General features: G+C 70.0%; 9 protein-coding genes and 1 pseudogene. 5 read left to right on the top strand and 5 right to left on the bottom strand.

The window, feature by feature from the left end:
• Positions 1–25 precede the first annotated feature (25 nt).
• Complete coding sequence (locus tag ACIG5F_RS47965; RefSeq protein ID WP_396527061.1) at positions 26–1,381, bottom strand: beta-1,3-glucanase family protein; 1,356 nt, start codon at positions 1,379–1,381, stop codon at positions 26–28.
• Between the two features lie 247 nt (positions 1,382–1,628).
• Here ACIG5F_RS47965 and ACIG5F_RS47970 point away from each other — a divergent pair, with 247 nt between their 5' ends.
• A complete protein-coding gene (locus ACIG5F_RS47970) occupies positions 1,629–3,389 on the top strand; it encodes a discoidin domain-containing protein (protein WP_396527062.1) in 1,761 nt (586 codons plus the stop codon).
• Between the two features lie 15 nt (positions 3,390–3,404).
• On the opposite strand, the gene ACIG5F_RS47975 is transcribed toward ACIG5F_RS47970, so the two are convergent.
• Complete coding sequence (locus ACIG5F_RS47975) at positions 3,405–4,118, bottom strand: SDR family NAD(P)-dependent oxidoreductase (RefSeq protein WP_396527063.1); 714 nt, start codon at positions 4,116–4,118, stop codon at positions 3,405–3,407.
• Positions 4,119–4,173: 55 nt separating this feature from the next.
• Between ACIG5F_RS47975 and ACIG5F_RS47980 the strand changes: the two genes are divergently transcribed.
• The gene (locus ACIG5F_RS47980) at positions 4,174–4,689 is read left to right on the top strand and encodes a MarR family winged helix-turn-helix transcriptional regulator (RefSeq protein ID WP_396527064.1); all 516 of its coding nucleotides are present in this window, start codon (positions 4,174–4,176) and stop codon (positions 4,687–4,689) included.
• Between the two features lie 8 nt (positions 4,690–4,697).
• On the opposite strand, the gene ACIG5F_RS47985 is transcribed toward ACIG5F_RS47980, so the two are convergent.
• A complete protein-coding gene (locus ACIG5F_RS47985; RefSeq protein WP_396527065.1) occupies positions 4,698–5,528 on the bottom strand; it encodes an alpha/beta fold hydrolase in 831 nt (276 codons plus the stop codon).
• 265 nt (positions 5,529–5,793) lie between these two features.
• Between ACIG5F_RS47985 and ACIG5F_RS47990 the strand changes: the two genes are divergently transcribed.
• Positions 5,794–6,567, top strand: a complete 774-nt coding sequence (locus ACIG5F_RS47990) for a response regulator transcription factor (RefSeq protein ID WP_396527066.1) — start codon at positions 5,794–5,796, stop codon at positions 6,565–6,567.
• A gap of 7 nt (positions 6,568–6,574) precedes the next feature.
• On the opposite strand, the gene ACIG5F_RS47995 is transcribed toward ACIG5F_RS47990, so the two are convergent.
• Positions 6,575–7,240: a hypothetical protein gene (locus ACIG5F_RS47995; protein WP_396527067.1), complete on the bottom strand. Its 666-nt coding sequence runs from the start codon at positions 7,238–7,240 to the stop codon at positions 6,575–6,577.
• A gap of 244 nt (positions 7,241–7,484) precedes the next feature.
• Here ACIG5F_RS47995 and ACIG5F_RS48000 point away from each other — a divergent pair.
• Positions 7,485–8,555: pseudogene (locus ACIG5F_RS48000) on the top strand (transcription termination factor Rho, short form); the annotation flags it as partial.
• 15 nt (positions 8,556–8,570) lie between these two features.
• Complete coding sequence (locus ACIG5F_RS48005; RefSeq protein ID WP_396527068.1) at positions 8,571–9,443, top strand: NAD-dependent protein deacetylase; 873 nt, start codon at positions 8,571–8,573, stop codon at positions 9,441–9,443.
• Here ACIG5F_RS48005 and ACIG5F_RS48010 read toward each other — a convergent pair.
• Positions 9,430–10,206 (bottom strand): alpha/beta hydrolase family protein, encoded by a 777-nt coding sequence (locus tag ACIG5F_RS48010; protein ID WP_396527069.1) that lies wholly within the window; start codon positions 10,204–10,206, stop codon positions 9,430–9,432. The genes ACIG5F_RS48005 and ACIG5F_RS48010 overlap by 14 nt on opposite strands.
• Positions 10,207–10,537 lie beyond the last annotated feature (331 nt).

Here is a 10,537-nt window from a genome sequence, read left to right on the forward strand (position 1 = left end):
CCGAGACCGTCCCGGAGGCCGGGGCTCACCAGCCCACCGCGACCTCCAGCCACTGGGGGTTGCCGTGGGAGATGAAGGACGACTGGCCGGCCACGTCGTCGTACGGGAAGCCGTACGCGAGGTGGTTGATGCCGTGGTCGTGCCAGAACTTGGCGTAGTAGTTGGCCGGCGCGGCCTTGTAGAACTGGGTCGGGTCCTGCTGCTGCGAGGAGGGCAGCTGCGCGGTGTGCCGGTTCAGGGCGGCGCACATGGTCGGGTTGGCGGCCATCGTGTTGGCGCAGCCGAAGATGTACTGCGTGGTCTCGTTGACGCCGACGGACTGGGCGTAGCTGGTGAAGTAGTTGGCGTACTGGCCGCCCGGCTGGAACGCGGCGACGCTGCCGGGCGCGGGGATCCGGTACGGCGACTGGACCTGGGCCAGCTGCTTGAACTCGGTCGGCGCCTCGTTGACGAACTTCTGGAAGGTCGCGGTGCGATCCTCCTGGAAGGTCTGGTAGTCCTCGCCGACCTGGACGTCGTAGCCGTCGTGGGCGTGCAGCCGCATGGCCAGCTTGAGCCCGAACGCGTCGACCCGGGTGGTGTTGCCGTTGAACACCGACGGCCCGACCGTGAACTCGATGAAGTCGTAGTACTGGCTGTTGGGCGCGCCGAGGTAGAAGTACATGCGGCCGGCGGAATTGGCCGGCATGTCCACATACGGCTGCTCGGCGATGGAGTGGGTCTGGCCGTTGAAACTCCAGTACACCTGGCTGTCCGGATACTTGCCGTTGGTGCGGTTGAGGACCTTGACCGTCAGCACGTTCTGCGCGGGCGGAATGGTGCTGGTGTCACCCCAGAACGAGTCGGGCGGCGGCGCGCCCGGGCCGGTGGGGGTGCCGCCCCCGCCGCCGGTGATTGTTCCGAATACCTGGAATTCCCACAGGGAGTAGCCGTAGACGGTGCCACGCTGCGTGCCGTACATCCGTACGTAGCGTCCACTTCCGGTGACGGTGAGCGTCTGCGTGCCGCCGGCGCCGGTGGTCGTGGAGTAGAGCGTGGTCCAGGTGGCGTTGTCGGCCGAGGCCTGGATCTGGAAAGCCTTTCCATAGGCGGCTTCCCAGTTCAGCACCACCTGGTTGAGGGTGGCGGTGGCGCCCAGGTCGACCTCGACCCACTGTGGGTCGCTGAACGCCGAGGACCAGCGGGTGCCGGTGTTGCCGTCGACCGCGTTGGCCGCGCCGAAACTGGCGTTCTCAGTAGACGATGCCGTGGCGGTCTTGCCTTGCGATATCAGGGTTCCGGCGGCGTGCGCGGGGAGCGCGCCGAGGAAGGTCGCCGTCAGGGCGGCGACGAGCAGCAGCGGGCCGCGAAGCCAACGCCGCCGCGATGCGGTGATGGACATGGGTCCCTCTCCAGAGCCGGCAGGGGGCGGGGCAGGGGAAGAGAGCGCTCTCACGTGGAGGCTCATACGGTTACGGCCAGATGTCAAGGATGTTGACGCGTCTGGCGGCAGACCCCCTTGACAGTTATCGGAATCGAGGGAGATCCTCGTGTGAGAGCGCTCTCTCCCCCGCCCTGCCAGTGCCCCCTGCCTCGGTGACGCCTCCCGCCAGACGCGGTCGCCCTGTCCCCGCCCGCAAGGAGTGCCCATGTCGATCAGGGACAAGCTCCGCTCACCCGGACGACTCACCACCGGCCTGTTCGCGTTGACCCTGACCATCACCAGCGCGATCGGCCTGACCACCACGGCCGCGACGCCGACCACCCATGCCGCCGTCGCCGCGCCCGCGGCCGTGCCCGCGCCGCCCGCGGGCTTCACGACCACCTGGAGCGACGACTTCACCGGCGCCGCCAACACCGGCCTGGACACCGGAACCTGGCGTTACGACGCCGGTCCCGGCTCCAGCTTCGGCACCGGCGAGATCGAGACGACCACCACCAGCACCGCCAACGTCTACCAGGACGGCAGCGGCCACCTGGTGCTCAAGGCCCTGCACTCCGGCAGCGATCCCAACGCCGGCTGGACCTCCGGCCGGGTCGAGACCCAGGCCGACGGCTTCGGCGCGCAGCCCGGCGGCGTGGTGCGGATGCAGGCGTCCATCCAGCAGCCCAACCTCAACACCACCAACGGCGCCGGCTACTGGCCCGCGTTCTGGATGCTCGGCGCGCCGCTGCGGATCGGCCAGGTGTGGCCGGGTTCCGGCGAGGTCGACATCCTGGAGGACATCAACGGCCGCAGCTCGGTGTTCGGCACCCTGCACTGCGGGGTCAGCCCCGGCGGGCCGTGCAACGAGGGCACCGGCATCGGCAGCGGCGAACGGGCCTGCGGCGGCTGCCAGACCGGGTATCACACCTACGCGGTGGAGATCGACCGCTCGGTGTCGCCCGAGCAGATCCGCTGGTACCTCGACGGCACGCAGTACTTCACCCTCAACTCCAGCCAGGTCGACGCGACCACGTGGGCCAACGCCGTGGACCACAGCTTCTTCATCATCTTCGACCTGGCCATCGGCGGCGCCTTCCCGGCCGCGTTCGGCGGCGGGCCCACCGCCGCCACCGTCTCCGGCGGCTCGCTCAACGTCGACTACGTGGCCGTGTACAACAAGTCGCCCAACTACGGCACCAACATCGCCCAGGGCAAGCCCACCACCGCCTCCTCCTCCGAGAGCGCCCAGTTCCCGGCGTCCAACGCCACCGACGGCAACATCACCACCCGGTGGTCGTCGGCGTTCAGCGATCCCCAGTGGCTCCAGGTGGATCTCGGCCAGAACTACGCCCTCAACCACGCCGTGCTGACCTGGGAGGCCGCCGCCGCGTCGGCGTACCAGATACAGACCTCCACCGACGGCAACTCCTGGGCCACCGTCTACTCCAACAACAACTCCCCACAGGACATCCAGTCCGTGGCCCTGTCGGCGACCGCCCGCTACGTGCGGGTCAACGCCACCGCTCGGGCCTCACAGTGGGGAGATTCCCTGTACGAGCTGGCGCTCTACGGCACCCCCAGCTCCGGCGGCGGCACCGGAACCCTGCTGTCGCAAGGAAAGACCGCCACCTCGTCGTCGAGCGAGAACGCCAGCTTCGTCGCCGCCAACGCCGTTGACGGCAACACCGGCACCCGCTGGTCCTCGGCGTTCAGCGACCCCCAGTGGCTCCAGGTCGACCTCGGCGCCAGCCACACCCTCAGCCGCGTCGACCTCAACTGGGAGGCCGCCTACGCCTCGGCCTTCCAACTCCAGTCCTCCACCGACGGCGCCACCTGGACCAATCTCACCCCGGTCACCGCCGGGGCCGCCGGCACCCAGTCCCTGACCGTCTCCGGCTCCGGCCGCTACGTCCGCATGTACGGCACCGCCCGGGCCACCCAGTACGGCTACTCGCTGTGGGAGTTCCAGGTCTACGGCAGCTGAACCGCACGGTTCACGTCAACGGGTGGTGTGCGCACCACCGTTGACGTGAACCGTCTGTCCCGTGATGTGCCTCGCCCCTGGCGAGGCCAGGAACTCCACCGTCGCCGCGACATCGTCCGGGTTGCCGGCGCGGCCGGTGTGAGTGCGGCCGATCAGCGTCTCGCGCCGCTGGTCGGTGAGCCGGCCCCGGAAGAAGTCGGTGGCCTCGACGTAACCGGGCGAGATCGTGTTGGCGGTCAGGCCCCTGGGGCCGATCTCGGCCGAGAGACCGGCCGTCCAGGCCTGCAAGGCCGCCTTCGCAGCGCCGTAGCCACCGGCGTACTCCGCCCCGATCGAACCGATGTTGATGACCGTGCCGCCCGGGCGGAGCCGGTCGAGCACCGCGGTCGTGGTCAGCACCGCGCTGAGCAGGTTGGCGTCCAGATTGGCCCGCCAGGACTGCGCCACCTCGTCCAGGCTCGCCGCCTTGGGCCGGTCGAAGTCGGTGTTGCCGCCGGCCATGTTGACCACCACGTCCAGTTCCCCGACGGCGTCGGCCAACTCCCGCACCTGACGCGGATCCGCCGCGTCGCAGGCGATCGGCTCGACGTCGATCTCCTTGGCCGTCGCGGCCAGCCGCGCGCGATCGCGGCCGGTGATCACCACCGTGTCACCCGCGGCGCGAAACCGTGCCGCCACGGCCTTTCCCATGCCGCCGCTGCCCCCGGTCACCAGCACCTTGCGTGTCATCCGACGCCCCCTGACTGCTATGTTTAGCGCTAAACGTAACCGGGAGGCCGCGCCGATGTCCACCTCTCCGCTCGATGACCCGCCGTCGTCCTGGCCGGTCTCGGACATCGTCGACTCGTGGAACCGGGAACTGCCGGGCGCCCGCACCGACTCGATCGCCGTGATCACGCCGCTCTGGCGCACGGCCAAGGCGCTCGCCGACGACCGGCGGCACACCCTGGCCGACCTCGGCCTCGACTCCTCGACCCTGGACCTGCTCAGCGTCATCCGGCGCGCCGGGCCACCGTACGAGCTGACGACACGGGAGATCACCCGGCGCACGCTCGTCACCGCCGGCGCCATCTCCCAGCGCATCGCCCGGGCCGAGGACGCCGGGCTGGTGGAGCGTTCCCCGTCCACCGCCTCCCGGCGGGCCGTCGCGGTGCGGCTCACCGACGCCGGCCACCGGCTCATCGAGGCGACCGTCCGCCGGCTCCTGGAGCACGAGTCCCGACTGGTCGCCTCGCTCACCGAAACCGAACGCACCGTGCTCGCCGACTGCCTGGCCAAGATCAACGCCGCATTGGCCTGACGGCCGGGTCAGGCCAAGCCCGCGAGAATGTCGGCGACCTCGGCCGGTTGGGCGAAGAAACCGGTGTGGCTGCTGTCGATCTCGCGGACGTCCCACGGATTGTCCGGAGTGAGCGCGTTTCCCTCGGCGATGTACATGTCCTGCACGGCCGGCGGGCAGGAGTTGTCATTGCCGGTTTTGATGAAGGCGCGGGGAATGCGACCCCAGGTGTCCTTGTCGACGGTTCCGTAGCCGGGGTCCCACTGGCCGAGGGTCTCGTCGGGCTGGGTGGTGGCGAGAGTGATCATCAGGGCCGCCTCGGTGGCGTCGCCGGAGAGGCCGGCCCTGAGCGCGGCGACCTGCTCGGCGGTGGCGCCACGCCAGTTGACGCGCACGAAGCCCTGCTCGAGCGGGTTGCCGACCGCGAGCGGCGCCAGCGCCGACAGGAGGCCGCCTTTCTGGTATTCGGGCAGGTAGTCCGGGGCCGGCCGGACCGGGCACTGCGCCGCGATGTAGACGATCCGGTCGATCAGGTCGGGGATCTCGTTGGCCGCGCCGGAGATCGACAGACCGCCGAGGCTGTGGCCGACCAGGATCACCGGCCCGTGCTCGCGCACCCGCTTCACCGTGTCGACGACGTGCCCGATGGTGTCGGCGGCGGTGACCCCGGCCGCCGGCGAGGGCTGGGCCGCGAAGGCCTCCAGGTCCTGGAGGTGATAGGCGAGGGAGAACCCGGCGCCCCGGCCGGGCAGGTCGACCGCGAGCGACCGATGGCCGCGGAAAGCCAATTCCCGCTGCACCCCGGACCAGTGCCGGGCCGTGCCCGCGGAACCGTGGACAAGGACATAAGTGGGATTCACGCCACCAGCATGCCGCGTCCCCGGCCCGCAATTGCCAAAATCGCACCTTAGGGCAGAAAAAATCGCTCATCCAGGGCGCTGAAATAGCGAAAAACAAGAGACCAAAAAAGGCCGTCCCTTGACCCCGTCGAAATCATACCCGACAGGCCCGGTCCGGCGCAGCGCGGCACCGAAGGCCGCCTTCAGTGCGATGGGCGGCCCGCGCGGGTGGTGGGCGGGCAGGGTGCGCTATACATGGGGATGTCCGAATTCTGAGGGGAATCCGATGGGCGACCTGGCTGCACGCGACTACGAGCGCATGCTGGACCTGGCCGCGGCGGTGATGGACACGCCGGCGCCGGAATCGCCGTGGCCGCTGGTGGCGGGCGAACTGGCGCAGGCGTTGCGGGGCACCATGGTGCTGCTGTCGGACGTCAACGGCGCCACGGGCGCGGCCGGCATCGACGCGTGGGCGCCGGAGTGGATCGGCTCGCTACCGCTGAACACGTTGCTACGCAAGGGACTTGAGGGCGGGCATCCGCTGGCCCGGCACTACGCCCGCACGGGCGATCAGCGGCCGCTCGCCGTGACCGACGTGGTGGACATCGAGACGTGGCGGCGCACCGAGTCGTACGCGACGCTGCACCGGACCGTCGGGGCCGTCCGTCACATAGCGATTCCCTTGCCCACCATCGAACCCGGCCGTTTCCGCACCTTCGTCGTGCACCGCGACGGACCCGACTTCGACGAGCGCGAGCGTGCCTACGTCCGGCGGCTGCAACCGCTTCTGGTGAGCGTCGACCGCTTCCTGCGCCAGCTCACCGAGTGGGGCGCGGACGTCCGGACCGCCGACGCTGCCGCGGAGACCAACCTGACACGCCGGGAGATCGCCGTGCTCAGCCTGCTCGCCGATGGCCTCACCGCCGAGGCCATCGGCCGGCGGCTGGGCATCTCGGCCCGCACCGTGCACAAGCACACCGAGAACCTGTACCGGAAACTGGCCGCCACCGACCGGCTGACGGCGGTGCTGCGGGCCCAGGAATTCGGGCTGCTGCCCTAAAAACGGACTACGGCGCGGCGATCCGGTCGGTGCCCTCGGTGTCCTTCACGTACGCGACACCGCGGGCGCGCGGCACGGTGAGCATGGTGGCGACCGGGTAGTCGATGGCCCGCAGCACGTCGCCGGGCAAGGACTCGGCTGGCACGCCCACGCGCAGCAGCAGTTCCCGCACCTGGATCGGGCGGGAGCGGGTGAGCATGTCGAAGATCCCGGCGCGCAGCAACGTCAGGCGGCGCGTGAACCGCTGGATGTCCACCGGCCGGCCGCCGCGCAGGTCCCGCCAGTCGCCCTGGTGCTTGCGGGCCATCTCGGTCAGGCGCACGTAGTCGAGCAGGCTGCTGCCCTCACCGGAGCGCACCACGTCGGAGAACTCGCTGCCGTCGATCACCGCCTGCGGCCACTGCCGGTGGTAGTCGGCGGCCGAGGCGGACCGGTAGGCCCACAGGAATACATCGCCCCCGTCCGTTTGTTGCACAACCACAGAACGGCTCGGAAGGCCGTAGGCCGCGGCGATCTGGTCGGCGGCTGCGGTGGTCGACTGGGACGTGGCGCCCCGGACGTGGCCGCACCAGCCGTGAGGCGTCGGCATCGCGTCGAGCGTCGCATCCGGCAACGGCCCCCACACGGACGCGATCTCCCGCGTCCACACCGCCACGATCTCGGCCCGCTCCATGCGGGAACGATACCGCTGATGATCATGTCCTGGCGACACCGCTTGCGCGATCGTGACATCGTGCTCTACCATCCGAGGCGTCTACCTCCCGTGGGTGCGGAGCATCTCCCCCACCAGAGGAACTCTCCGCCGAGATCCAGAGCAGACGGTCGTCTGCCGATCTCCCTCCGCGGCATGTCCGCCGCATCCATCGAAGTAAGGAACAAAACCCATGAACAGCAACGACAACACTCCGTTCGAGGATGTCGACGGCATCCTCGACATCACCGGAAACCGAGCATTCCTCAGGGTCGACGGCTACCTGCCCGGCCCCGACGACGTGCCGGTGACCATGGCGCAGGTCCGTGAACACGACCTGCGCCGCGGCGACGCCGTGGCCGCAAAGGCCTCTGCCGCCGGGAAACTCGCGCAGGTCGACACCGTGAACGGACAGCGGGCGGGTTACCGCCGGCCGCACTTCATGGATCTGACCCCGTTGTACCCCAACGAAAGGCTGCGCCTGGAGACCGAGCCGCACCTGCTCACCACCCGCGTCGCCGACCTGGTGACGCCGGTCGGCAAGGGCCAGCGCGCGCTGATCGTCGCCCCGCCCAAGGCCGGCAAAACCTCGGTGCTGCAAGCGATCGCGCACGGCATCAGCAAGAACCACCCCGAGTGTCACCTGATGCTGGTGCTGGTCGGCGAACGGCCGGAGGAGGTCACCGACCTGGCCCGCGCGGTGCCGGGCGAGGTGATCGCGGCGACGTTCGACCAGCCGCCCAAGGAGCACACCGCCATCGCCGAGCTGGCCATCGAGCGGGCCAAGCGCCTGGTCGAGATGGGCAGGGACGTGGTCGTGCTGCTGGACTCGCTGACCCGGCTGGGCCGCGCCTACAACCTGGCCGCCCCGCAGTCGGGCCGCATCCTGTCCGGCGGCGTCGACTCGGGGGCGCTGGTGCCGCCGAAGAAGTTCCTCGGCGCCGCCCGCAACATCGAGGGCGGCGGCTCCCTGACGATCTTCGCCACGGCGCTGGTGGACACCGGCTCGCTCGGCGACAACCTGATCTTCGAGGAGTTCAAGGCCACCGGCAACGCCGAGCTGCGGCTGGACCGCAAGATCGCCGCCAAGCGCGTGTTCCCGGCCGTGGACGTGACCGGCTCCGGCACCCGCCACGAGGAGCTGCTGATGACGCCGGCCGAACTCGATGCCACCCGCCGCATGCGCCGCGCCCTGGACGGCCGCGACGTGGACCTGCTGCTGGACGGGCTGCGCAAGACCAGCACCAACGCCGAGTTCCTGGTCCAGATCACGCAGACCACGCCGCCGGCGCGCTGAACGTAAACTCTGCAGGTGCGGACTCGACCGACCCTGACGTGGCACGACCCCGACGCGGAACTGCCCAGAACCACCAGCCTGGACGAGGTCGTCGACGTCGTGGGGCGCGGCCGGGTCGCCGTGCTCAGCGGGGCCGGCATCTCCACCGAGTCGGGCATTCCCGACTACCGCGGCGACGAGGGCAGCCTGCGCCGCCACACCCCGATGACCTACGACGACTTCGTGGCCAGCACCGACGGCCGGCAGCGCTACTGGGCCCGCAGCCATGTCGGCTGGCGCACCATCGCCCGGGCCGCCCCCAACGACGGGCACCGGGCCGTGGCCGAACTGCAGCGGCGGGGCCTGATCACCGGCGTCATCACCCAGAACGTGGACGGCCTGCACCAGGCCGGCGGCGCCCGGGACGTGATCGAGCTGCACGGCAGCCTGGACCGGGTCATCTGCCTCGGCTGCCGCCGCACCAGCGCCCGGGACGAGCTCGACCGGCGCCTGCATGCCGCCAATCCCGCCTTCGGTGCGGTCGCCACCCGCGTCAACCCCGACGGCGACGTCGAGCTGGACGACCGTGACGTCGCCACCTTCGCCCTGGTCGACTGCGCCGACTGTCCCGGCGGCGTGCTCAAGCCCGACGTCGTGTTCTTCGGCGAGAACGTGCCGCGGCCACGGGTCGAGCAGTGCTACCAGCTGGTCGACGACTCCGATGCCTTGCTGGTGCTGGGTTCCTCGCTGACGGTCATGTCCGGCCTGCGCTTCGTGCGGCACGCCGCCCGGGCCGGCAAGCCGGTGCTGATCATCAACCGGGGTCGGACCCGGGGCGACAAGGAGGCCAGCGTCCGGGTCGACCGTCCACTGGGCGAGGCCCTGACTGAACTCGTCAGTTCAGTCTAGTTCGGAACCACTCGGACACTCCCCGATCCACCGCCGCAGCCAGCGGCAACTGGGCCGCCGGCTCGATGCCCGGCGGCTCGGCCAGCGGATGCTTCAAGCCCGGCACCGACAGCAACTCCACCCCAGGCTCCTCGGCCAGCCGCAGGGCGTCCGCCCGCAGGCCCGGGTGGTCCAGTTCCCCGCTGACCACCAGCAACGGCGTCGTGATCTTCGACGCCTTGGCCACGAAGTCCAGGCTGTCCACCGCCGCCGTCGACTCGGCGTCGTAGACGTAGTCGCCCGGGAACAGCTCCACCACCGACCGCATGCGGATCGCGGCGTTCACCACCGCCCCGGCGAACACCGGGATGTCGGTGTCCACCAACACCTTCAGTGCCACCGCCCCGCCAAGTGAACCCCCGAGTACACCGATGGGCCCCTCCCCCACCGGCAGCTGTTCCCGCAGCTCCTTCAGCGCCGCCGGGAACTCCTCCGTCGCCTGCGTCACGAAGGCGTGCAGGTACGCCATCAGTGGATCCCTTTGGGCCAGCGCCATGATCGCGTCCATGCGGCCGTCCACCATGCGGGCCCCGCACATCGGCATCCCCAGATGCACCCGCCACGCCGGCACCTCGTCCATCGGCAACGCCGCCGCGAAGGCGGCATTGCTGGCCGGGGCATCCAGCATGTGCCAGGTCACGATCAGCGGCCCTGGGCCACCATCGGCCGGCGGCAGTGCGGTGAACGGCACGCCGGCGGCAGTGCCCGTGATCGCTGGTTCCATGTCGCCAACGCTAGGGCAGGCTCTGTTCGTTGCAACCCGCTTTGCCTACGGCGAAATCCGTCTGCCCGGAGGGGCAGGGTTTCGGTGAGGTCCGGGGGTGGGTGTGCTGTGGTGGTTCGTGGGTGTGGTTGGTGGGTGCGGGTGTGGTTGTGCTTTGGGTGCCCGCGCCGCGCGGTTGCCGAGGGGTGGGGATTGCGATGAGGGGTGGGGGGCCGTTGTCCGGCCGACTCCGGGGTCAGTTTGGTTAGTGACTCCGGGTGGATTTTGCGCGGAGACCTCTGGGCGATGGCGTATCAAGGCGCTATCGGGCAGGCTCCGCCTGCCTCGATAC

The sequence above is a fragment of the Kutzneria sp. NPDC052558 genome, from assembly GCF_044547355.1.
Classification (GTDB): domain Bacteria; phylum Actinomycetota; class Actinomycetes; order Mycobacteriales; family Pseudonocardiaceae; genus Kutzneria.